Here is a 21,772-nt window from a genome sequence, read left to right as displayed (position 1 = left end):
ACTGATATGGAAATGAAACCGCTCTCCGGAAAGCGGAAGGCCTACGACCGCACCCTCCGTTTCCTGCTTTATTTTTGTGCCATCCTGACCTGTGCACTGTTGGTGTTCGTCATTGGATATATCTTTATTAAGGGCTTGCCCCATATTTCCTGGAACTTCCTCACCTCTGAGCCCAGCTATATCAAGGATACCATCGGTATCCTGCCCAACATTCTCAACACGGTTTACATCGTGTTGGTCACCCTGGTTTTTATCCTGCCCCTGGGCGTCGGTGCAGCAATCTATCTTACCGAATACGCACGCAACCGCCGACTGGTAGCCGCCATTGAATTTGCCACCGAGACCCTCACCGGTATTCCTTCCATTATCTTTGGTCTGGTGGGCATGCTGTTTTTCTGCCAGTTTCTAGGCTTGAAAGCCTCCCTGCTGGCCGGCGCGCTGACGCTGGTCATTATGACTCTGCCCACCATCGTGCGCACTACCCAGGAGGCGCTCAAGACCGTGCCCCAGTCTTACCGTGAGGCCGCCCTCGGTCTGGGCGCCGGCAAATGGCGCATGATCCGCACGGTGGTGCTGCCCTCCTCGGTGGACGGCATCGTCACCGGATGCATCCTGTCGGTGGGCCGCATTGTGGGCGAATCGGCCGCACTGCTCTTTACCGCCGGCATGGGCATGTCGCTGAACCACTTTTTCTCCTCGTTTGATAATTTTATTCACTCTTCCGGCGCCACCCTCACCGTGGCTCTGTACGTCTACGCCAAGGAGCGGGCGGAATTTGACGTGGCCTTTGCCATTGCCGCCATCCTGATGCTGCTCACCCTGGTCATCAATCTGACGGCCAAGTTGGTGGGCACAAAACTGAAACAGAAATAAGGAGATCCGATATGGATGACAACAGCATTCGCCTGAACAAGGCCCAGCCGGATACCTCTTCCGCCGGCACGGAGCAGACCATTCTCGCGGCCAAAAATCTGGACCTCTGGTACGGTCAGGCTCAGGCGCTGAGAAATGTGAGCATTGATATTCCGGAAAAGCAAGTGACTGCCCTGATCGGCCCCTCCGGCTGCGGCAAGTCTACCTTCCTCAAGACTCTGGACCGGATGAACGACCTGGTCCCCGGCATCAAGATCACCGGCAGCGTACAATACCGCGGCCAGGAGATCTACGATCCCAGTGTGGACGTGACCTGGCTGCGCAAACAGATCGGCATGGTATTCCAAAAGCCCAATCCCTTCCCCATGTCTATCTATGACAACATTGCCTATGGTCCCCGTACGCATGGCATTCGAAACAAGAGCCAACTGGACGATATCGTGGAGAAGTCTCTCCAGGGTGCGGCCATCTGGGACGAGGTGAAGGACCGGCTGAAGAAGTCCGCTCTGGGCCTCTCCGGCGGCCAGCAGCAGCGTATCTGCATTGCCCGTGCCCTGGCGGTGGAGCCCGATATTCTGCTCATGGACGAGGCCACTTCCGCTCTGGACCCCATCTCCACCTCCAAGATTGAGGATCTGATCGCCGATCTGAAGAATCAGTATACCATCGTGATCGTCACCCACAACATGCAGCAGGCCACCCGTGTGTCCGACAAATGCGCCTTTTTCCTGCTGGGTCAGCTTATCGAGTTCGGCGACACCACTCAGCTGTTCTCCATGCCCAAAGACAAGCGCACCGAGGACTACATCACCGGACGGTTTGGTTAAAAAGGAGCAGGCTATGAGAAAAACCTTTGACGCAGAGCTCCAGGAGCTCAACTATGAAATGATCGACATGGCCGCCGCCGCGGAGGACGCCATCGACGTCGTCACCGAATCCCTGGCCTCCGCCGACGATACCGCAGCAAAAAACGCCATTGAGATGACCCGCAGCATGGATCAGATGGAGCGGGATATCGAAAACCGCTGCCTGCGTCTGCTGCTTCAGCAGCAGCCGGTGGCCCGGGACCTGCGCACCATCTCTGCGGCCATGAAGATGGTCACGGACTTGCAGCGCATCGGTGACCAATGTTCCAACATCGCTGAAATCTCTCTGCTGCTCAAGGAGCAAAAGCAGACCCGCACGCTGGCCGACATCCGTACCATGAGCCAGAAAGCCGGCGTAATGGTGAAACGTGCTATCTTCGCCTATGTAAACCGGGATACCGACGCGGCCCGTGCAGTCATCAGCCTGGACGACGAAGTGGACGAACTGTTCCGCACCATCAAGGGCGAACTGGTGGAGCTCATCGTAGGAAACCGTGAGGAAGCGGACCAGGCCATCGACCTTATCATCATTGCCAAGTACCTGGAGCGTATTGCCGATCACGCGGTGAACATCGCCCAGTGGGCTATTTTCTGTGTGACAGGTGAAATTCTGGGGTAAGGAAGTGATCCAATGTCCAAGGCCATCGTGGTCGTGGAGGACGATGAGAGCATCCGTGAGATGCTCCGCTATTATTTTCAGTCGGTAGGCTACGGTGTACGGGTCTACGAATCGGGCGAGGCTCTTTTTTCCGGAGAGCCCGGTCAGCCCTCACCCGCATTGTATATTTTGGATATTATGCTGCCCGGTATGGACGGACTGGAAATCCTCCGCCGCCTGCGGGAAGACCGGGATACTTCGGACATTCCCGTCATCATGCTCACTGCCCGCTCCGCGGAGATGGATCGTGTCTCCGGCCTGGAGAGCGGCGCAGATGACTATGTAGTCAAACCCTTCGGCATCATGGAACTGCAGGCCCGGGTCAAAGCCGTGCTCCGCCGCACGGAGCGCCGGGGCGACCGGGTGCTCACCTGGGGCAACGTGGAAATCGACCCTGCTGCCCGTGAAGTACGTAAGGACGGCAAACTGGTGGAACTTACCTTCAAGGAATTTGAGCTGCTGCGCCTGCTGTGTACCCGTCGGGGTGTTGCCCTCACCCGGGACGAGATCCTGCAGGCCGTGTGGGACTATGACTATACCGGTGAGACCCGTACAGTGGACATGCACGTGAAGGCCCTGCGTCAGAAGCTGGGCGAGGACATTATCACCACCGTCCGCGGCGTGGGCTATAAAATGTCCTAGTTGGAGGAACTTACATGAAAAAGCGTATTATCGGCGCCACACTGCTGACGGTGGTGTGCGCCCTCCTGATTTCCAACGTAATGGGAATCTTCCTGTTCCGCAGCCGGGAAATGGAGGCCGCCCGCAGCACGCTGCAGGAACTGCTTATTCTGATGGATGCCCAGAGCGCTGACACGGATCCTCAAGAACTTGCCCGGCAATTTAGTCAGGCCGCGCCGGACAAGCGTCTGACCATCATCGACACCGACGGTACGGTACTGGCGGACACCGAGGCCAACCCTGAGAATCTGGAAGATCACAACAACCGTCCCGAGGTGGCGGAAGCCTCTGCCACCGGCTGGGGAGAGGCGGTGCGACACTCAGACACGCTGAACACCTCCATGCTCTATGTGGCCAAGCGCTTTGCCGACGGCATGGTAGGCCGGGCCTCCATGCCGCTTGCCTCTATCGACGGTCTGGTCTGGAACGGCGTATGGGGCTTCCTCATTGCCTCGGCTGCCGCGCTGCTTCTGGCTCTGGTGCTGGCCCGGCGTACCGCGAATCGAGTGGTGGAACCCCTGAATGCCGTAGGCAATGCCCTGCAAGGCGTTCTGGACGGCACCAATACGCCCGGGCTGGACGTCTATCAGACCGACGATGAGCTGCGTCCCATCCTGCGCTACATCGACAAGCTGATGGAGCGTTTGGGCGGCTATATCCAATCCATCACCGCAGAACGGGATAAGGTCAGCCTTATTCTGGACTGTATGGACGAGGGCCTCATCCTGTTGGATGCATCGGGCAACGTGCTGGCCATCAACCGTGCGGCCCGCACCCTCTTCGGCTTCCCCGAAAACAGTGAGGATGACGGGGCACTTTTGCTCACCCGCAGCCGCCGCCTGCGGGAAGCCATTCAGGAATGCCGGGAAAAGCACGCCTCGGTGGTGCTGGATGTGGACGCCCTCACCGAGGATGCCAGCAGCTTGCGTCTGTTCGTCTCCCCTGTATCCGGCCGGCAATATGAGGGACAGGACGTGGGTACCTCTATCCTTGTCTCCGACGTGACGGAGCTCAAGAAAGCGGAGGGTATCCGCAGCGAATTTACCGCCAACGTCTCCCATGAGCTTAAAACTCCGCTGACCAGCATCAAGGGCTTTACGGATATGCTCTCTTCCGGCATGGTGGCTTCTCCGGAGGATCAGAAACGCTTCATCACCATGATCGGCGTAGAGGTAGACCGGCTCATCGACTTGATCAACGACATCCTCAAGCTCTCCGAGCTGGAGTCGGTGGCCATTGACCAGTGTGAGGAGCGCTCCGACGCCCTGACTGTGGCCAACGATGCGGCTGCATTGCTTGCCCCCAGCGCCAAGGCCGCCGATATTACCCTGACGGTCTCCGGCACCTCCGCCCAGGTGGCAGTGCCTCAGAGCCGCCTGAAAGAGCTGCTGCTCAATCTGATGAGCAATGGCATCAAGTATACCGAGAAGGGCGGCAAAGTGGATACCACCATTCTCCAGCAGGACCACCAGGTGGTTATCTCCGTGCGGGACAACGGCATCGGCATTCCGCCCGAAGCCCAGAGCCGGGTCTTTGAACGATTCTACCGGGTGGACAAGGGCCGGGCCCGCAAGCACGGCGGCACCGGCTTGGGTCTGGCCATCGTCAAGCACATCACCCAGCTCTACGGCGGCACCGTTTCGCTGGAGAGCGAGGTGGGCAAGGGCTCCACGTTTACCGTGGCCCTGCCTCTTGCGCAGTAAACAAAGAAGGACGGCTGAATTTTCAGCCGTCCTTTTCTTTGATCCAATGATTCTGTCTTAGAAATCCGCGTTGCCCACGGTACGGGGATGAGGCAGCACGTCACGGATGTTGGAAATGCCGGTGAGGTACATCACCATCCGCTCGAAGCCCAGGCCGTAGCCGGCGTGCTTGCAGCCGCCGTACCGCCGCAGGTCGCAGTACCACCAGTAGTCCTTGGGGTTCATGCCCAGCTCCTGGATGCGGGCTTCCAGGATGTCCAGACGCTCCTCACGCTGGGAGCCGCCGATGATCTCGCCGATGCCGGGCACCAGGCAGTCGGCAGCGGCCACGGTCTTGCCGTCGTCGTTGAGGCGCATATAGAAAGCCTTGATCTCCTTGGGATAGTCGGTGACGAACACCGGCTTTTTGAAGATCTGCTCGGTGAGATAGCGCTCGTGCTCGGTCTGCAGGTCGCAGCCCCACTCCACCTTGTAGTCAAACTTGTCGTTGTTCTTCTTCAGCAGCTCCACCGCCTCGGTGTAGCTCACCCGGCCGAAATCGGAGGACGCCACGTGCTCCAGCCGCTCCTTCAGGCCCTTGTCCACAAAGGAGTTGAAGAAGTTGATCTCGTCAGGGCACTTTTCCAGCACGGTGTTGATGATAAACTTGATCATCGCCTCGGCCACGTCCATATCGCCCTTCAGGTCGCAGAAGGCCATCTCCGGCTCGATCATCCAGAACTCGGCGGCATGGCGCTGGGTGTTGGAGTTCTCGGCCCGGAAGGTGGGGCCAAAGGTGTACACATCGCCAAAGGCCATGGCGAAGTTCTCGGCGTTGAGCTGGCCGGAAACGGTGAGGTTGGCGCTCTTGCCGAAGAAATCCTGGCTGTAATCCACCTTGCCGTCCTCGGTGTGGGGCAGGTTCTCCAGATCCAGGGTGGTTACCCGGAACATCTCACCGGCGCCCTCACAGTCGGAAGCAGTGATAATGGGGGTGTGAACGTACACAAAGCCCCGGTCCTGGAAGAAGGTGTGGATGGCGTGGGCCGCCACGGAGCGCACCCGGAAGGCGGCGGAGAACAGGTTGGTACGGGGCCGCAGGTGCTGAATGGTGCGCAGATATTCCACGCTGTGGCGCTTTTTCTGCAGCGGATAGTCGGGCGTGGACGTTCCCTCCACCACCACGGAGGCCGCTTTTACCTCCATGGGCTGCTTGGCCTCAGGGGTCAGCACCAGGGTACCGGTGACCGTGAGCGCGGCGCCCACATTCTGTCCGGCAATCTCCTTATAGTTGTCCAATACGCTGGCATCCAGGACGATCTGCAGATTCTTGAAGCAGGAGCCGTCGTTGAGCTCGATAAAACCAAAGCCCTTCATGTCCCGGATCGTGCGGGCCCAGCCGGAGACGGTGACCTCCTGGCCGCCCAGCTGCTCCCGGTCGGCAAAAAGCTGTGCGATCTTTGTGCGTTCCATGCTCTATTCCCTCGATTCGTAAAAAATAGCCTCAGTGGGTAGTAGTATATCATTTTTCCCCGATTTTGCAAGGGGTCGCAGCCAATTACCGGCGCAAAGCATCCCCAAAAATCAGCTTTTCCTGCTCCTGCCGGGAGACCGAACGGTCCCGGCCCAGGTAAAGCAGCACGCCCACCCCGGCCAGCAGTGCAGATAGAGCATACTCCAACCCGTCCAGCCCTCCCGGACTCATGGGCAGCAGCAGGTTGCCCGCCAAGAAGATGGATGCCGCCGCCCCCAGCACCGCCGTGATCCGCCCGCCGGGCATGGACACCGGCCGGCGCAGATCAGGCCGGATACGCCGCAGGCGGAGTACTGCGGCGTAGGTCATCACCCACATGACAATGGTGGCCAGAGATGCAATGTTGATCAGCGGCAGGAAAAACAGCTTTCCGGTAAAAGGGATAACCAACACCAGTGCCGCAGCAAAGCAGATGCTGCGCACCGGCGTCCCATACTTTGGATGCAGTTGGCCAAAGGCCCGGGGGGCCATAGCGAATTTGGCCAGTCCATAGAGCATCTGGGCGGAAGAATAGAGGGTGGAGTTCATCACTCCCACCGCTCCCACAAACGCGGTACCCAACAGCAATACCCGCACTGCCGGCACACCGGTGATGCCCACCAGCACATCCGCAAAGGGCGCTGTACACTCCACCGCCTCAGTCCAGGGCATGCACCCGGCCACCACGGTGGACACCAGGCACAAAAGCCCGGTCACCAGCAGCAGGCAGGTAATGAGGGCCGCCCCCGCCTTCCGTGCGGCGGGTCCGGTGGCGTCGGCTGCGGCCTTGGACACCGTCTCCCACCCGGCCACTGAGAACACCAGCAGGGACAGCAGCGCCGCCGAGCCGGAGAAATTGAATTCCATTCCCCCATCTGTGGCGTATACGGCGGGGTCAAAATGGGGGATGCAGATGGCAAGCCCCACCGCGCACATCACCAGCAACACCACTGTGGCAAACTTGGCCAGAGAGGCGCACACATTGGCTCCCCGGACCTGAACCCACAAAATTCCGCCCGCCAGAGCCAGCTGGAGAAGCACGTTAGGCAGCGTCACAGCAAACTCCCCCGTCCGGTAGAGCACCATGCTCTCCCCCAAAACAGGAAACAGAGCGTCCAGCAGCGATATGGCCGCCAGATCTACCCAGCAAAATACAATGGAGTTCATCAAAATGCCCGCCCAGCCCACAGCAAACCCGCCCCGTGGGCCAAAGGCGGCACAGGAATACACCACCTCGCCCCCGGGCAGTGGAAGCATGGGGATGGCCTCCATATAGGCAAAGGCAAAAGGCAGTTCGATGAGGATGCACAGCAGAAATGCCACCGCCAGATTCAGCGGCCCTCCTGCCGTCTCCAGCCAGGTACCGGTAAGAAGCAGCCAACTGGTGCCCAGCATACACCCCACACCCATGGCCACAAGGCCGAAATAGCTAATGCTTTTGCCCATGCCCATCCCCCGTTCTCTTTGATCTGTCCTCATTATAATGCCCGAGGGACAAAGCTTCAAGCCTTGTCCCTCGAGCCGACAATTCAACCGATATAGAGGGGGATCAAAAAGGTCCAGGGGGCGGTGACGATGGCCATGGTCAGAACAACGATGTGCCGCTGCCGTTTGTCCAGCTGAGGGCAGGACTTCATGGCCCGTTTGTCGAAAAAGTAGATACACACACCGGCTATGGCCACTCCCGCCAGGGTATACAGGAAGCCGGGCAGAGTGCGGAAGGGGTTGAGGAAGGCATCGGAGACCACCTGATCCACCCAAGGGCCGACGGGCTCCGGCAGCAGGGAGAGATACCAGAAGCCGAAAAGGAACACCGCCCCGATAAAGTCAGCCAGAAAACCCAGCAGCCAGAACTTCCACCAGAGCTTTTTCAGCACCGTCTTTTTCTCGGTGTGCTTCAAAACCGCCAGGGTGATCAGCAGCACCGCGCAGTCGATCAGCAGGTTCCCCGGCAGGGTGATGAGCAACACTTGCGGAAAGAAATACAAAATCCAGATGGGCAGCAGGACATTGTACAGCTTTATGCTCTTTTTCACGGTACTCTCTCCTTTCCCCGGCAGAATTTCCAGCCCGCCAGCCAGCCCAGAAAGATCGCCCCGCCGATCATTCCCCACAGGAGAGGAACCAGTTCCCGGAAAAGCCCGCCTGCCCGCCATTCGTGTATGCCCTCCACCAGGGGGATCAACAGAAGACCCAGAGGGAGCAGGGCAAGCCGCCGGAACCGCCGTTTGGTCAAGTGCCCGATCAGCAGGGTGAGTGCCAGCGTCCCGACCAGAGGCCCCCAAAACATCAGCGCAAGTATCTCCACGCTTTCATCACACTCCCTTCCTCAGGCAGAAGCTCCACCCCATCAGCCAGCCCAGGAAGATGGCCCCGCCCACGGCGGCTGAGTACAGTACACCCAGCTCCCAGAACAAATTTTTCGTCAGGTACTGATCCCCGGCAACGATCAGAGGGATGGCCAAAAGGCCCAGGGGAAGCAGCCGGAGCAACCGGTACTGCCGCCGGGTCAGCCGCCCTATCAACAGCGTGAGTGCCATTGACCCTAGCAGGCCACCCAGGATCGGAGAACCTCCTAGCATCATCAGATATAGTCTGTTCATTCACTCCTCCTTCCGTTCCCTTGCCATTTTGAGTGCAAGGCCGGGCACCTCACCTATCAGGGCCGCCAGAAACGCCACAGCGGCATAGGGCAGAGCAGAAACATTATACAGCCAGAACATTGTTGGGATGAGGAACAGACCGCACAGCACGGGATACAGGAGGCAGAAACCCTGGCGTCTGGCCAGGAACATACCGGAAAAGAAGCATCCCACCGCCATCAGCATGGGGTAGAGGATCCCGGACAGCACCGGAACATCAGGCGCGTCAAGCGCCCGCAGCAGGGCGGGGAGCACCAGACACAAGCCCAGGGCAAAGGGGATATAGGGCAGGGTCTCCTTCCACTTCAGCGGGGAGGGACCGGGAGGCAGCCCCAGCTTTTCCCGGATGACGGCCACCTCGGCGTACCAGCCCACCCACCGGGCCACCCAAATCAGCAGGTAGACCCCTGCCAGCAGCACCAGGTATACCAGCAAGACGACCGGCTCTCCCCAGTTCCAGCCGCACAGGCACACCATCAGGGCCAAAGCCCCGGCGGTGACGGCAAAGTGGGCCAGAGAGCGGCGAACCAGAGTGGCGCCATCGTCGGCAAAGGGGAGGGTGGACACTCCCACCACCGCCCCCATCAGGAAGTAGAGCCCCAGCTGGACCGCCAGAGCGGCAGGGCCGGCCAGCCGCTCCAGGTCATAACTCACCAGCCGGAAGTGGGTGAGGCTCCCCATAAAAAATAGGAAACCGCCGCTCACCAGATCATTGAACAGCCCGCCTACCGGGATCAGGACAGCTATGCCGATGAGCCCGCCAATGAGGATCCGGACCAGCCACTGCTTCTGTCTGTGCGTCATGGGAATTCCCTCCGTTCAAAGCCCCAGGGCCTCCTTAATCTTCTTTACATACCGCCGGGAAACATAACACACCGTGTTCCCCGCCAAGGTGATGCGGATGGTGCCGGTGAGGGACAGGTCCAGGGCGGTGATCTGTTCCAGATTCACCAGTTCGGAGTGAGAGATACGCACAAAGGTGTGCCGGTCCAATTTGCTCTCCAGCTCGTAGAGCCGTTCCTTCAGGTCGTACACCTCCCGAGTGGTCTGGACCTTCACTCCCTTCTCCTCCCCATAGCACCGCAGGATGTCCGCTGCCGCCAGGGGGATGGCCATATCCCCCCGCCAGCCTGTGAGGACTCCGCCGCCCTGGAGCCGGGCAGCCAGAGCCTTGACTTCGTCGGTGAGGGCGGGAGCGGTGATGGCCACCGAAACTTCCCCACAGTCTGGCTGAATGTGGATATCTACCTTCATACCGCCCCCTCCTTTCACCCTCAATATAGCCAAAAAGGGACCGTCTGTCCACCGTTTTCGGACAGACGGCCCCGTTGGGGGGATAATCGGTTTTTTATTCCTCCCGGAAGGTGAATACCTCCTCCACGGTGAGTCCGAACACATGGGCAATGTCCATGGCCAGCTTGAGGGAGGGGTTATACAGGCCCTTTTCCAGCCTGCCGATGGTCTCCCGCCGCACCCCCACCAGCTGGGCCAGCTGGCTCTGGTCCATCCCACGCTCCTGCCGGAGCGTCTTGATCTTTGTCTCCAGCATCAGTTTGACCACCTCTCATAGGCCAGGAAAAGCAGGTCCTTGGCCAGGCAGATGGAGGCAAAAATCACCAGCAGTTCGCTTTTGCCCACAAGGAAGGTACGCCCGTCCTTAAGCAGGAAGAGTCCCGCACCCATCGCCAGGAAAAACAGGGTAAACAAAGCGGCGTCCGCCCGCCGCTCATTTTCGGCGGAGCGCTCATCCCCCTTCTCGGTGAACAGGCCCAGGGTGGTAAACACCACCACCACGCCCGCCGCCCCCAGTACCACGGCGATAGCCACCCGGGCGGGAAAGGGCAGGCCCCGGACCGGGAAAAAGCGGGCGCACAGGCTGGCCGCCAAGATCAGTGCCCAGCACAGGGCGCCTAGCTGCCGGTTACGGGTGAGAGAAAGCCGTTTGGACAGGCTCATATAATACAGCTCCTTCATGTGATATATTTGTATCTTATGTGAGGAATATATCACACGCCGAATCTGTTGTCAAGATAATATGTGAGAAATTTATCACATCAGGAAATTGCCTCAGAGCCCACGGCGTAGGTCCAGCTGCCGTCCTCTCCCATTTGGGCGGTACAATCGCCGAAGAAATACGCTCCCAGGCCGGAGGCCCACTTGTCTGCCTGAAAGGTATCGTCAGCGGAGCCAGAGAGGGTAAACAGGCAGCCGTTCCCGTTCCAGAGCAGTTCCTCCCCATCGATATAGCCCTGCTCCACCAGCTCCTCCCAGGTGCCGGTGATGGGCATGAGGCCGTGGGCATTGCCGAAGACCCAGCCCAGGGCATCCTTTTCACTTTCGCTCAGGTCGGTGAGTTCCGAAAAGTCCACCGCCAGCTCCTCCAGGTCGGTATTCAGACCGGAGTCCACCTCCCACAGGTCCTCCAGCACCTGGAGGTAAAGGCCGCAGCGGTCGTCGGTGTCCTTGCGCTCCGCCCGCAGGGAGTAGACCTCCCCCAGCTGGGCGGGGTAGCTCTCGGCCACCATGCCGTTCCAATACACCGTCACCAGCATGCCGTCCACCAGGTCGGCGGCGGTTTTCTCCTCTCCGTCAATCCACACCGGGGTATCCCCCACGGCAAAGGTGTAGATCCCGGTGCCGTTATAGACGCCGTCCTCACCCTCCGCCAGCAGCAGGGTGCCGCTCTCCGCTCCGTCCACAATGCGGCAGGTCATCTGCCACATCTCCACGCCGGGCAATTCATTGGCCGGCGGTTCGCTCTGCGGAGCCATGGACGAAGGGATCTCACCCGTCCCGGCAGACGTGCTGCACCCGGCCAGCACGGCAACGCACAGCAAACATGTAGGCAATAGGGTTCGTTTCATGCTGCTTCCCTCCTTTTTTCTGTTAGACGGTCTCTTTTTCAGGAAGTTCCGGAATCCGGACGGTCGCCCCCCATTTTCGCAATTCTAAGGGTTATTTATACCACGAATGTTTCTTTTTCCTAACATCGTACCCCCACCGGTTGCATCCCGCCAAGCCGGGACGTATAATTGCCTCAAGAAGACATCGTTCCCTCCATTGGGAGAAATGAGGCGATATAATATGCGACATAAATCCCCATTCTGGAAGCTGATCTGGGCAGGTACACTTTCCGCCGCCCTGCTGTTAAGCGGCGCGGCGGCAGTCATTCCTGAAAATGAGAGCGTCACCTTTGGTATCTATACCACTGCCGATATGGCCGGCCGTACCAGCGATACAGATCCGCTGACGGGGCAGAATACGCCGCAGAACTATCTGAAGGTCGCTACAGCCATGACGCAGGAGCGCTCGGTCATGGATGACGTGTTGTTGCTGGATGCCGGAGGCTCAGTGACCACTACTTCGTCCAGTGCAGTGTCTGCTGCGCTGACCGGCATCGGCTATGACGCGCTGATTCCCGGCTGGGAAGAATTTCAGCTTGCCGCTGGAGACCAGACCCAGTTTTTCCACTCTCTAGGCACCACCAAGGTGCTCTCGGCCAATATTCTCAACCGCAGCAGCCAGGCTCCGGCCTATACTCCTTATGAGATTTTTTCCCTGACTGCCGGGGAGCAGACCATCCGTGTGGGCGTGCTTGGCCTGGGCGCTATGGACGCCCCTGAGCAGGTCCCCGCCTCTCATTACAACGGCCTGTGCTTTTCCCACAGTCAGAACACTACCAACTCCTACGCCTGGGAGTGGACCTACATCTGGCAGCCCGTTTTGGAGCAGGAGGCGTGCGATCTGGTCGTGGTGGTCTGTCATGGGTCTGACGCGGAATTAACCGCCTTTGCTACCGAGACCACCGGGATAGACCTTCTGGTGGGCGGTCATGGTATTGCCGATACCAAAATCTTTCAAAATGCGGCCGGAGAGGCCGTCAGCTATGTCAACGGTGGCGGTCACGCTCTGACCCGCACCACGGTTACTCTCTCACCTGATGGAAGCGTGAAGCTTGGCTCCAGCAACCTGCTGGAGCTGGAGTCCTACGAAAGCGATCCGGCGCTGTCTGCCACGCTCTCCTCCTTCCACGCTGCCACTGAGCGCCAAGCGCTCCAACCCCTGGCCGTATTGAGCGGCAGTTGGGAGGACAGCGCTGGTCCCTGCTATACCCAGACCGATACCACCGACCTGGTGGCACGTGCCATGCTGTGGGCCTCTGGCGCTGATGTAGCCCTGCTCTCCCCCGGCCTGCTGGAAAATGGCTCGGTGGCACAGTGGATGGCCGCGGGAAAGACCAGCCTCACTCTGCGTGACTGCACGCGCCTGCTGCCCGACGACTCCCCCATAGTGGTCGTAGAATTGACTGCCCACCAGCTTCGGACGCTGCTGGACGCCTCAGCTGGGCAGTACACTGTGTCTACTCAGGATCTGACCATCTCGGGCGGCAAAAATGCCGACCTGCTTTATGGATTGGACTATGACCTCTACCTGACCGGTTCAGCCGGCCAGCGAGTCAGCCCCCTGCTCCGTGACGGTGTGCCGATAGACGATTCGACACTTCTGCGGGTAGCGGTACCGGCCTGCCGGTACAGCGCCGCTGATTTCCCGGACGTGATCCCAACCTGGAGTTCGGCCACCGATGAGCGCTTCGGCAGTTCAGGCGGCTCGGCCGCCTGCGTGCTGGCCGCTTATGCCAAAGCCCAGTCGGAACAGTACGGTTCCCTCTCCCCCGCACGGGAGAGCACGTGTACTCTCTACACCAGTTCCAATGGCGGTTCGCTTAACCGGCTGGAGTTTGTTACTATGCTCTATGACCTGGCAGGCCGCCCACAGCCCGGTGCCTCTGCTGCCTTTGTGGACGTAACAGGCAGTGATGCTGTGATCTGGGCAGCAGAAAATGGCATCGTCAGTGGCGACGGAAAGGGCAGATTTCTCCCCTCCCAGTCGGTCACCCGGGAACAGGCTGCTGTGATGATCTACAATTACGCCCGGTGGCTTGGGATAAGCACACCCACGACTGGTACAGAGCTGACTGCTCTGCTGGATTACGGTGACATCTCCGTCTGGGCTCGACCGGCTGTGGAATTTTGTATCCGTACAAATGCGCTGCCCCCCAGTGGAGTACGCGGGGATCTCTTCCTTCCCCACAGCACACTTACACGACAGGACGCTACCCTGTGTCTGGATGCGCTGTCCGTTTATATTGACGCTCAGTAAATCAAAGAAGCACCCCACGTGTCAGCTGACATGTGGGGTGCTTCTTTTATGCTTCCAGAAGAGTTTCGATCCGCTCATTCAGTGCATCCAAATCAGGCGTCTCCACTAGTACAGCGTTGAGACCATAGATCTGTTTCAGTTTCAGGATGCGGCACACACTCTTATCCAAGCGTGCATCGGAGATCCGTCCACTCTCTACAGCCTCCAGCAGGGCTTCGCGCGCCAGTGTCAGATTTTCTTCCCCATGGCACACCAACAGCACGTCGCATCCCGCCTCCACCGCCCGCACGGCGGCGTCACCCACACCGTAAGCATCCGTGATGGCCTTCATCGTCAGATCGTCGGTAAACACCACCCCGTCAAACCCAATTTCTTCACGCAGCAGCTTAGTGACCACCTTGTTGGAGAGGGTCGCCGGAACATTGGGGTCCACTCCGTCCATCCGAATGTGTCCTACCATAACGGCAGGCGCAGCTGTGCCCCCGGTGTACCGTTCCGGATGGAGCGCCATCTCAAAAGGCATTAACTCACTTTGCCTCAGCTCGTCCAGCGTCTTGCTTACCACAGGCAGCGCCTCATGGGAGTCCACCGCCGTATCCCCATGGCCAGGGAAATGCTTGATCACTGGAACCACATTTTTCTCCTTCTGGATTCCCTCCACTGCGCACTGACCAAACAGAGCCGTCCACTCCCCATCATTTGAAAAGGCCCGGTCACCGATGACTGTATTCTCAGGGTTAGACCAGATATCCAGACAAGGAGCAAAATTTACATTAAAGCCAAACGCCTCGCACTCCTCCGCCAAAAGCGCACCATAGGCGGTGCCAACTCCCTCTGGATCCAACGTTTCCCCCACCTGCCAAGCGCTGGGCGTGCGAACCACTTCCGGCGGCATCCGGTCCACCCGGCCGCCCTCCTGGTCGACACAAAGGAAGAGAGGGATATGTTCCCCGTTGAGCTGCTTCAGGCCATTGGTAAGCGCACACAGCTGCCCGACGCTCTCCACATTTCGTCCAAAGAGGATAACGCCTCCCACCTGATAGTTCTGTATGGCCTGCACCGCGTCCTCTCCCGGCTGCGTCCCCTCGATTCCAGCCACCAGGAGCTGCCCTACCTTTTGTTCCACACTCAGCCCGGCCAATCGTTCCTCCGCTGGGTCAGGAGTAGGCGTTGGTTCGGGTTCGGGTACAGGCTCAGGAGAAACCGTCACCACCGGTGTGGGACTCGGTGTTGGAACAGCATCGGGCTGTACGCTGCATCCGGCAGCAAAAACAAATACTCCAAGCAATAAAGCTAATACAAAATTACATTTTGTCATCGCTTTTTTCGTCCCTTTCGCCCTTTGGGTACATGCATGGCTCGTTTCTGCCGTTCTTTTCGTGGTGTGGGCGGATTCTCCCGTTTGCTCTCCCGGCGGGTCGGGCGTGCCTGTAGCGTACTGCCGGGCAGGACAAAGTCGATCTGTCCGCTGGAGGGGTCGGCGGCAGCGCAAACCACTTCCATCGGCATGCCGAAGGTATAGCGCTCTTGTCCTCCCTCCTCGCTCAGGGTAAGGTGGAGCTCATCGTAGTGATAGCCCCGGCCGGGCAAATTCTCTACCGGCAGCAGCCCCTCAACTCCGCTGGAGAGCAGGACAAACAGTCCGAAACGTGTCACGCCGGATACCGTGCCGGTAAAGTGCTCTCCCACATGGCTCTGCATAAATTCGGCCATATAGCGCTTTTCGATCTCCCGCTCGGCGGCCTGAGCCGCCAGCTCCCGCTGAGAGGACTGGACGGCCGCCTTTTCCGCCGCTGCAGCCAGCCGTTTGGCGGTCCCGACAGAAAGCTTTCCCTCCAGCAGAGCAGTGAGAATACGATGGACCATTAAGTCTGGATACCGGCGGATGGGAGAGGTGAAGTGACAATAATAAGGAGCCGCCAGCCCAAAGTGTCCCAGATTTTGGGTATCATACCGAGCCTTCATCAGTGAGCGGAGCACCATCATGGCCACAGCAGCCTCCTCAGGTGTACCTTTGGCCGTATCCAGCAGTTTTTGCAGCGAAGGTCCGTCGGCCTGCTTCAGGTCATAGCCCAGGGGCGCCAGCATAGCCCGCAGCGTCTCGGTCTTGTCCAGAGAGGGCTTTTCATGGACCCGGTAGACACAGGGCTGCTCCAGACGGTTGAGGTGCTCGGCCACACACTCATTGGCCGCCAGCATAAAGGACTCAATGAGCGCCTCGCTCTCCCCCTGGGTGCGGGTACGCACCTCTACCGGCGTGCCCGTCTCATCGCACACCACATAGCTCTCTCGGGTGTCCAGATCCAGACTTCCCCGCCTCCGCCGCCGGCTCTCCAGCACTCTGGCCAGGGCCGCCATAGCCTCCAGCATGGGCAGGATATCTCTGTACCGCTCCGCCAGGGCGTCGTCCCCGTGGGCCAGCAGCACATTGCAGTCTTCATAGGTCATCCGCTCCGTTGTCCGAATGACGCTTTTGGCAATGGTGTGCTCCACCACTGCTCCGTCCTCTCCCAGCGTCATGATACAGGACAGAGCCAACCGATCTACCTGCGGATTGAGGGAACAGATGCCGTTGGACAGTTCCCTGGGCAGCATGGGCACCACCTGATCGGCAAAATACACGGAGGTCCCCCGTTCCCAAGCCTCCAGATCCAGGGCAGAACCGGCGGTGACATAATGGCTCACATCGGCAATATGGACCCCCAGAACCCAGCAGCCCTGTTCATCCCGCTTCAGGCTCACCGCGTCATCCAGATCTTTGGAGGCAGCCCCATCGATGGTAATGATGGTCTCTCCCCGCAGGTCCAACCTTCCATCCAAGGCCCCCGCCTCCACCGTCTGGGGTGCCGCCTGGGCCTCTGCCTGTACAGCGTCAGGGAACTCCGGGTGGATCTCATACTGGTAAAGCAGGGCGGCCACGGAACTGGCCCGGTCTCCCGCGGGGCCAAATACCTCCCGCAGGGTCCCCATCGGAGGACGCTTTCCGCCGCCAAAACTCACGATGGCCACAGCAGCCCGATCCCCTGCCCGGATGCCCCGCCGTTTGGTCATTACCTGAATGGCTCCGGGCAGGCGTTCACTGTCCGGCTTGAGCCAGAGCTCCCGATTGTGCTTGCTGAGCACACCCGTCACCGTCTTGTTGGCTCGCTCCAGCACTGCGGTGATCCGTGCGGTACGCCTGGCGCCGCTTTCGGATTGTTCTTCCTCGGGACAGATTCGGACTCTGTCACCGTTCCAGGCGCCTCCCTCTGCCCGGGGTGGGATAAAATAGTCCTCTTCCCGACCCACGGCACCCTCCGGCGTCACAAAGCCAAATCCGCGGCTGGTGGCCTGATAAATGCCAGTTACCCCTCCGACTTCCTTTTCTTGTTTCATATAAGAAATCCTTTCCCCGTTTTTTCCTATTATAACACACTAATATAAAAACAAAAACGCCTTCCCGGCCGGGAAGGCGTTTTGTTCGCGTGTTTAGATCAGGCACATTACAAACGTAATGACCACAAAGCCGATGGCCACCCACTTGGTCATCTTGGCCAGCTTGGCGTCCCAGGTCTTGGCCTTGTTCTTGGCCATAAAGGTGTCCGCCACACCGGCGATGGCGCCGGACAGGCCTGCGCTCTTACCAGACTGAAGCAGCACCACGGCAATCAGGAAAATCGCGGCAGCTACGTCCACAATGCTCAAAATCAGCTGAGGGATACTCACGCTACATCGTCCTTTCGGCCCCGCTACAGGGCGTTTTTGTTCTATCTCCGGGCGCAAAAATCCCGCGCCACTCCTTAAACGTGGCTTTTATCGTATCACATTTCCCCCTTGATTGCAAGCGTTTTTTTGATTTTTCCTCTGCTGGCCATGCCTCCACGGCAGACATTTTATACAAAAATACCCTGTCTTTTTTTCCATTTCCTCATTACATTTTACTTGCATCGGACGCGCAAATGGTATATAGTTTGATTAAACAAAAAAACAGTTTGTGCTAAAAATTTTTTGTGAGGTGATTGGAGTGGACAAAACGACTCCCCGCGGCTCTGATGTGGTCTTTCAGTGGCGCGGCATCCCCCAGGCTGGACAACTGATCCCGCTTGGACTGCAACATGTGGTAGCCGCTGTGGTCGGCATTATCACCCCAGCGATCCTGATCGCCAATACCTGCGGCCTGTCTGAAGCGGACAAGATCCTGATGATCCAGGTTTCTCTGGTGCTGACAGCTCTGGCCACCCTGCTTCAGCTCTTCCCCATCTTCGGACGCATTGGCGCGGGTCTGCCCGTCATCATGGGCATTAGTTTCGCTTACATCCCCACCCTCCAGGCCATCGGCGCAGAATTTGACCTGGCCACCATCTTGGGCGCCGAAATCGTGGGCGGCATCGTGGCCATCGTATTCGGCATCTTTGTTAAATGGATTCGCCCCCTGTTCCCGCCTCTGGTCACCGGTACAGTGATCTTTACCATCGGTCTGTCTCTCTATCCCACAGCGGTCAAATATATGGCCGGTGGTGCTGGTACCGAGTGGTTCGGCAATGTGAAAAGCTGGGTGGTTGCTCTCATCACACTGGCCGTAGTGGTGATTCTGAGCAACTTTACCAAGGGCATTTTCAAACTGGGCGCCATCCTCATTGGAATGATTGTAGGCTACATCATCGCCTACTTTTTGGGAATTGTGGACCTGTCCGGCGTGGGAAGCTCGGCTTGGTTTGCCCTGCCCCGGTTCATGCCGTTCGAGATTAAATTCGTTCCGGCCGCCTGTGTGTCCCTCGGCATCGTCTATGTGGTCAACGCAGTACAGACCATCGGCGACCTCAGCTCCACCACCATGGGCGGTATGGACCGTATGCCTACCAACCGGGAGCTGTCCGGCGGCATCGTAGGACAGGGCGTAATGAGCATTTTGGGCGCTTTCTTCGGCGGTCTGCCCGCCGCTACCTACAGCCAGAATGTTGGTATCGTTACGGTAAACAAGGTCATCAACCGTGCGGTCTTCGCCCTGGCGGCCCTCATCCTCTTGGTGGCCGGACTGGTGCCCAAGTTTGCCTCCCTGCTCACCACCATTCCCCAGTGCGTCATCGGCGGCGCCACCATTTCGGTGTTCGCCACCATTACCATGACGGGCATCCGTATGATCACCGAAGGGGGCTTTACTCCCCGCAAAAGCTCCGTGGTGGGCCTGTCCGTTGCCCTAGGTGTCGGTATTACCCAGGTGTCCGGCTGCTTGAGCGGGGAAGGATTCCCCGCTTGGGTCAATACGGTATTCGGGTCTTCTTCCGTAGTAGTGGCCACTCTCATGGCCATCCTGCTCAACCTGCTGCTGCCCAAAGATCCAGACGAGAAAAAGTAATCAAAAGCCCGGCCAAATGGCCGGGCTTTTTTGCACCTTATTCCTTCGCTTCGTCAATATAGCTGTAAAGTGTGTACTTGGAGATACCGAAAAACTTGCACACCTTATCGCCGCTTTTGGTAATAAGGAAGGCCCCCGTCTCATTGAGAAAACGGACTGCCTTCACCTTATCCTCCTTGTTCATCAGGGCCACCGGCTTACCTACCAGCTTCACGCTCTGGTCGATGAGCTCATCCAGCAGGTCGGACACGTTGCGGGAAATGGGCTCCGGCTCCCGCTCCTCCTTCTCGGTGGCAGTAAACTGCTTGATCATCTCCTCCATGGCCAGCATGAGGGTAATGTCATAGTTAATGCCGAAGATTCCGATAGCCTTTCCATCGTCATCCCGGATATAAATGGTGGTGGACTTAAGAATCTTGCCATCCTTGGTCCGGGTCAGGTAACACAGGTGGTCCTGCAGCTTTTCCTGCTCGCCCCCCAGAGCCTCCAGCACCACATGGGATGGTCCGTCCCCCACTTTACGACCGGTCACGTGGCCGTTTTCAATGGCTACGATAGAGCTTTCCGGTACATTGGATGCCAGATCGTGTACCACCACCTCACAGTTTGGCCCGAATTGACCGGCAATTCCTTTTGCCAGCTGGAACAACAGTTGCAGAGAAGATGCCTCCAGCATATCTGCGCCTCCTTTGCGATGGTTTATTTTTCTTTTTTATTGTACCACAGCCCGAAATAAATTCAACAAAATTATATGCCCTGAAAAATTTTTAGTTTTTCAAAATCCCTCTCTTGCATCTCCGTACATTATGTGGTATTATCAAGTCAAACAGAGCTGGTATCTGTGTAGGTTTCACAAAGTACAATCAAAATCGCGGCTGCAACGGAGTGCCTTGCGCACGGGCTGAATGGACCTGAATTCACCTGGCGTTTCCGTGCTTGGGCCGCCGGTGGTGCGTCCATTCCAGAGGAATGGACGCTTTTTTTGTGACTGGGCCATAACTAAAGGAGGAATCAACTATGCTTCTGGTGGGAAACGGAAAGCTGATCACGCGGGATGAGGCCCTGCCCTATCTGGAGGACGGTGCCGTTGTTCTGGACGGAGAATCTGTCCGGGAAGTAGGTACTCTTTCTGAACTCAAGGCCAGATATCCCGATGCGGAATTCGTGGACGCCAAGGGCGGTGTCATCATGCCCGGACTCATCAATGTACACACCCATATCTATTCCGGTCTGGCCCGCGGGCTGTCCATTGCCGGCAACAATCCCACCAATTTCCTTGAGGTACTGGAAGGAACCTGGTGGAACATTGACCGGCACCTGACCCTGGACGGTACCAGAGCCTGTGCCTATGCCACGGTGCTGGACTGCATCCGGGACGGCGTGACCACCATCTTTGACCATCACGCCTCCTTCTGTGAGATCCCCGGCTCTCTGTTTGCCATTAAGGACGTGTGTCAGGAGCTGGGTATCCGGGCCAATCTGTGCTATGAGGTCAGCGAGCGGGACGGCGAGGAGAAGTGCCGCCAGTCCATCCAGGAGAACGCCGACTTTGCTAAATGGGTCAAAGAACAGGACGACGACATGATAAAGGCAATGTTCGGCGGCCACGCCCTGTTTACTATTTCGGACAAGACCTTTGAGGAGATGGTAAAGGCCAACGACGGTATGACCGGTTTCCACATCCACGTGGCCGAGGGTATGAACGATGTGTACGACTCTCTGCGCAACTACGGCTGCCGCCCCATCAACCGGCTGCTCTATAACGGCATTCTGGGGGAAAAGACCATGTTGGGCCACTGCATCCACGTCTCCCCCGCCGAACTGGACATCATCAAGGAGACGGGCACCATGGTCTGTCACAACCCGGAGTCCAACATGGGCAATGCCGTGGGCTGCTCCCCGGTGCTGCAGATGTACGGCAAGGGTATCCTCATCGGTCTGGGTACCGACGCCTACACCCACGATATGCTGGAGAGCCTGAAGGTACTGCTGCCCATGCAGCGCCACAATGCCTGTCTGCCCAACGTAGGCTGGTGTGAAGCCACCGGCATGTTGTTCCGGAACAACCCGGCCATCTGCGCCCGCTACTTCAAAAAGCCCCTGGGCGTGCTGAAGCCCGGTGCCGCTGCCGATGTGATCGTCATGGACTACAATCCCTTTACTCCCTTCTCCGAGGCCAACATCGACGGACATATGCTCTTCGGCATGATGGGCCGCAACTGCCGCACCACCATCATCAACGGCAGGGTACTCTACAAGGACCGGGAGTTCGTGGACATTGATGAGGACAAGATCAACGCCAGGTGTATGGAGCAGAGCAAAAAACTGTGGGGCGAGCTGAACCACTGCACCTATTGACCAT

General features: G+C 58.4%; 22 protein-coding genes. 8 read left to right on the top strand and 14 right to left on the bottom strand.

Features of this window, described 5'->3' with window-relative positions; all coding sequences use genetic code 11:
- Positions 1 to 6: 6 nt before the first annotated feature.
- The 5 genes from pstA to WMO45_RS10410 are packed head-to-tail and all read left to right on the top strand — an operon-like array spanning position 7 to position 4,781.
- Positions 7 to 873: a phosphate ABC transporter permease PstA gene (gene pstA, locus WMO45_RS10430; protein ID WP_349140693.1), complete on the top strand. Its 867-nt coding sequence runs from the start codon at positions 7 to 9 to the stop codon at positions 871 to 873.
- Between the two features lie 11 nt (positions 874 to 884).
- Entirely contained in the window at positions 885 to 1,700 is an 816-nt protein-coding gene (gene pstB, locus WMO45_RS10425) for a phosphate ABC transporter ATP-binding protein PstB (RefSeq protein WP_349140691.1), read from the top strand.
- A gap of 13 nt (positions 1,701 to 1,713) precedes the next feature.
- Entirely contained in the window at positions 1,714 to 2,358 is a 645-nt protein-coding gene (gene phoU, locus WMO45_RS10420) for a phosphate signaling complex protein PhoU (RefSeq protein ID WP_349140689.1), read from the top strand.
- Positions 2,359 to 2,370: 12 nt separating this feature from the next.
- Positions 2,371 to 3,039, top strand: coding sequence for a response regulator transcription factor (locus WMO45_RS10415; protein ID WP_349140688.1), 669 nt, complete (start codon positions 2,371 to 2,373; stop codon positions 3,037 to 3,039).
- A gap of 14 nt (positions 3,040 to 3,053) precedes the next feature.
- Positions 3,054 to 4,781 (top strand): sensor histidine kinase, encoded by a 1,728-nt coding sequence (locus WMO45_RS10410; RefSeq protein ID WP_349140687.1) that lies wholly within the window; start codon positions 3,054 to 3,056, stop codon positions 4,779 to 4,781.
- Positions 4,782 to 4,838: 57 nt separating this feature from the next.
- On the opposite strand, the gene asnS is transcribed toward WMO45_RS10410, so the two are convergent.
- The 10 genes from asnS to WMO45_RS10360 all read right to left on the bottom strand — a co-directional run bounded on the left by asnS (position 4,839) and on the right by WMO45_RS10360 (position 11,779).
- The gene (gene asnS / locus WMO45_RS10405) at positions 4,839 to 6,233 is read right to left on the bottom strand and encodes an asparagine--tRNA ligase (RefSeq protein WP_349140685.1); all 1,395 of its coding nucleotides are present in this window, start codon (positions 6,231 to 6,233) and stop codon (positions 4,839 to 4,841) included.
- Between the two features lie 85 nt (positions 6,234 to 6,318).
- The gene (locus WMO45_RS10400) at positions 6,319 to 7,719 is read right to left on the bottom strand and encodes an APC family permease (protein ID WP_349140683.1); all 1,401 of its coding nucleotides are present in this window, start codon (positions 7,717 to 7,719) and stop codon (positions 6,319 to 6,321) included.
- A gap of 83 nt (positions 7,720 to 7,802) precedes the next feature.
- The gene (locus WMO45_RS10395; RefSeq protein WP_349140682.1) at positions 7,803 to 8,309 is read right to left on the bottom strand and encodes a hypothetical protein; all 507 of its coding nucleotides are present in this window, start codon (positions 8,307 to 8,309) and stop codon (positions 7,803 to 7,805) included.
- The gene (locus tag WMO45_RS10390) at positions 8,306 to 8,581 is read right to left on the bottom strand and encodes a hypothetical protein (protein ID WP_349140680.1); all 276 of its coding nucleotides are present in this window, start codon (positions 8,579 to 8,581) and stop codon (positions 8,306 to 8,308) included. Before WMO45_RS10390 ends, WMO45_RS10395 begins: the two co-directional genes overlap by 4 nt.
- 7 nt (positions 8,582 to 8,588) lie before the next feature.
- On the bottom strand, positions 8,589 to 8,876 hold the full coding sequence (locus WMO45_RS10385; RefSeq protein ID WP_349140679.1) for a hypothetical protein: 288 nt from the start codon (positions 8,874 to 8,876) through the stop codon (positions 8,589 to 8,591).
- Complete coding sequence (locus WMO45_RS10380; protein ID WP_349140677.1) at positions 8,877 to 9,719, bottom strand: DUF3021 family protein; 843 nt, start codon at positions 9,717 to 9,719, stop codon at positions 8,877 to 8,879. It lies immediately after the preceding gene.
- Between the two features lie 15 nt (positions 9,720 to 9,734).
- Positions 9,735 to 10,169, bottom strand: coding sequence for a LytTR family DNA-binding domain-containing protein (locus WMO45_RS10375; protein ID WP_349140675.1), 435 nt, complete (start codon positions 10,167 to 10,169; stop codon positions 9,735 to 9,737).
- A gap of 94 nt (positions 10,170 to 10,263) precedes the next feature.
- The gene (locus WMO45_RS10370) at positions 10,264 to 10,464 is read right to left on the bottom strand and encodes a helix-turn-helix transcriptional regulator (RefSeq protein ID WP_349140673.1); all 201 of its coding nucleotides are present in this window, start codon (positions 10,462 to 10,464) and stop codon (positions 10,264 to 10,266) included.
- Positions 10,464 to 10,871, bottom strand: coding sequence for a hypothetical protein (locus tag WMO45_RS10365; RefSeq protein ID WP_349140671.1), 408 nt, complete (start codon positions 10,869 to 10,871; stop codon positions 10,464 to 10,466). The genes WMO45_RS10370 and WMO45_RS10365 overlap by 1 nt, the downstream gene beginning before the upstream one ends.
- Before the next feature lie 98 nt (positions 10,872 to 10,969).
- The gene (locus WMO45_RS10360) at positions 10,970 to 11,779 is read right to left on the bottom strand and encodes a hypothetical protein (RefSeq protein WP_349140670.1); all 810 of its coding nucleotides are present in this window, start codon (positions 11,777 to 11,779) and stop codon (positions 10,970 to 10,972) included.
- A 220-nt stretch (positions 11,780 to 11,999) separates the two neighbouring features.
- Between WMO45_RS10360 and WMO45_RS10355 the strand changes: the two genes are divergently transcribed.
- A complete protein-coding gene (locus WMO45_RS10355) occupies positions 12,000 to 14,075 on the top strand; it encodes a 5'-nucleotidase C-terminal domain-containing protein (RefSeq protein ID WP_349140669.1) in 2,076 nt (691 codons plus the stop codon).
- Between the two features lie 46 nt (positions 14,076 to 14,121).
- Here the strand turns inward: WMO45_RS10355 and nagZ are convergent, their stop codons facing one another.
- The 3 genes from nagZ to secG all read right to left on the bottom strand — a co-directional run bounded on the left by nagZ (position 14,122) and on the right by secG (position 17,780).
- Positions 14,122 to 15,393 (bottom strand): beta-N-acetylhexosaminidase, encoded by a 1,272-nt coding sequence (nagZ, locus tag WMO45_RS10350; RefSeq protein WP_349140667.1) that lies wholly within the window; start codon positions 15,391 to 15,393, stop codon positions 14,122 to 14,124.
- Positions 15,390 to 17,450: a ribonuclease R gene (gene rnr, locus WMO45_RS10345; RefSeq protein ID WP_349140666.1), complete on the bottom strand. Its 2,061-nt coding sequence runs from the start codon at positions 17,448 to 17,450 to the stop codon at positions 15,390 to 15,392. The genes nagZ and rnr overlap by 4 nt, the downstream gene beginning before the upstream one ends.
- A gap of 93 nt (positions 17,451 to 17,543) precedes the next feature.
- On the bottom strand, positions 17,544 to 17,780 hold the full coding sequence (gene secG / locus WMO45_RS10340) for a preprotein translocase subunit SecG (RefSeq protein ID WP_349140665.1): 237 nt from the start codon (positions 17,778 to 17,780) through the stop codon (positions 17,544 to 17,546).
- A gap of 298 nt (positions 17,781 to 18,078) precedes the next feature.
- Between secG and WMO45_RS10335 the strand changes: the two genes are divergently transcribed.
- Positions 18,079 to 19,410, top strand: a complete 1,332-nt coding sequence (locus WMO45_RS10335; protein WP_349140664.1) for a uracil-xanthine permease family protein — start codon at positions 18,079 to 18,081, stop codon at positions 19,408 to 19,410.
- Positions 19,411 to 19,447: 37 nt separating this feature from the next.
- Here the strand turns inward: WMO45_RS10335 and WMO45_RS10330 are convergent, their stop codons facing one another.
- A complete protein-coding gene (locus WMO45_RS10330) occupies positions 19,448 to 20,086 on the bottom strand; it encodes a helix-turn-helix transcriptional regulator (RefSeq protein ID WP_349140662.1) in 639 nt (212 codons plus the stop codon).
- Positions 20,087 to 20,427: 341 nt separating this feature from the next.
- Here WMO45_RS10330 and ssnA point away from each other — a divergent pair, with 341 nt between their 5' ends.
- The gene (gene ssnA, locus WMO45_RS10325) at positions 20,428 to 21,768 is read left to right on the top strand and encodes a putative aminohydrolase SsnA (RefSeq protein ID WP_349140660.1); all 1,341 of its coding nucleotides are present in this window, start codon (positions 20,428 to 20,430) and stop codon (positions 21,766 to 21,768) included.
- The last annotated feature ends 4 nt before the right edge of the window (positions 21,769 to 21,772 follow it).

Source organism: Flavonifractor hominis, from assembly GCF_040095835.1.
In the GTDB taxonomy this organism is placed as follows: Bacteria; Bacillota; Clostridia; order Oscillospirales; family Oscillospiraceae; genus Flavonifractor; species Flavonifractor hominis.
Note: the sequence above shows the minus strand (reverse complement) of the source record. Positions and strands in the feature narration are given on the sequence as shown.

Bases quoted from the DNA above. Each gene is read 5' to 3' on its own strand.
- pstB (WP_349140691.1), top strand. From the start codon at position 885: ATGGATGACAACAGCATTCGCCTGAACAAGGCCCAGCCGGATACCTCT.
- WMO45_RS10355 (WP_349140669.1), top strand. From the start codon at position 12,000: ATGCGACATAAATCCCCATTCTGGAAGCTGATCTGGGCAGGTACACTT.
- WMO45_RS10410 (WP_349140687.1), top strand. From the start codon at position 3,054: ATGAAAAAGCGTATTATCGGCGCCACACTGCTGACGGTGGTGTGCGCC.
- nagZ (WP_349140667.1), bottom strand. From the start codon at position 15,393: ATGACAAAATGTAATTTTGTATTAGCTTTATTGCTTGGAGTATTTGTT.
- WMO45_RS10370 (WP_349140673.1), bottom strand. From the start codon at position 10,464: ATGCTGGAGACAAAGATCAAGACGCTCCGGCAGGAGCGTGGGATGGAC.
- WMO45_RS10385 (WP_349140679.1), bottom strand. From the start codon at position 8,876: ATGAACAGACTATATCTGATGATGCTAGGAGGTTCTCCGATCCTGGGT.
- WMO45_RS10365 (WP_349140671.1), bottom strand. From the start codon at position 10,871: ATGAGCCTGTCCAAACGGCTTTCTCTCACCCGTAACCGGCAGCTAGGC.
- rnr (WP_349140666.1), bottom strand. From the start codon at position 17,450: ATGAAACAAGAAAAGGAAGTCGGAGGGGTAACTGGCATTTATCAGGCC.
- asnS (WP_349140685.1), bottom strand. From the start codon at position 6,233: ATGGAACGCACAAAGATCGCACAGCTTTTTGCCGACCGGGAGCAGCTG.
- WMO45_RS10375 (WP_349140675.1), bottom strand. From the start codon at position 10,169: ATGAAGGTAGATATCCACATTCAGCCAGACTGTGGGGAAGTTTCGGTG.
- pstA (WP_349140693.1), top strand. From the start codon at position 7: ATGGAAATGAAACCGCTCTCCGGAAAGCGGAAGGCCTACGACCGCACC.
- WMO45_RS10415 (WP_349140688.1), top strand. From the start codon at position 2,371: ATGTCCAAGGCCATCGTGGTCGTGGAGGACGATGAGAGCATCCGTGAG.
- WMO45_RS10330 (WP_349140662.1), bottom strand. From the start codon at position 20,086: ATGCTGGAGGCATCTTCTCTGCAACTGTTGTTCCAGCTGGCAAAAGGA.
- WMO45_RS10400 (WP_349140683.1), bottom strand. From the start codon at position 7,719: ATGGGCAAAAGCATTAGCTATTTCGGCCTTGTGGCCATGGGTGTGGGG.
- ssnA (WP_349140660.1), top strand. From the start codon at position 20,428: ATGCTTCTGGTGGGAAACGGAAAGCTGATCACGCGGGATGAGGCCCTG.
- WMO45_RS10380 (WP_349140677.1), bottom strand. From the start codon at position 9,719: ATGACGCACAGACAGAAGCAGTGGCTGGTCCGGATCCTCATTGGCGGG.
- WMO45_RS10360 (WP_349140670.1), bottom strand. From the start codon at position 11,779: ATGAAACGAACCCTATTGCCTACATGTTTGCTGTGCGTTGCCGTGCTG.
- phoU (WP_349140689.1), top strand. From the start codon at position 1,714: ATGAGAAAAACCTTTGACGCAGAGCTCCAGGAGCTCAACTATGAAATG.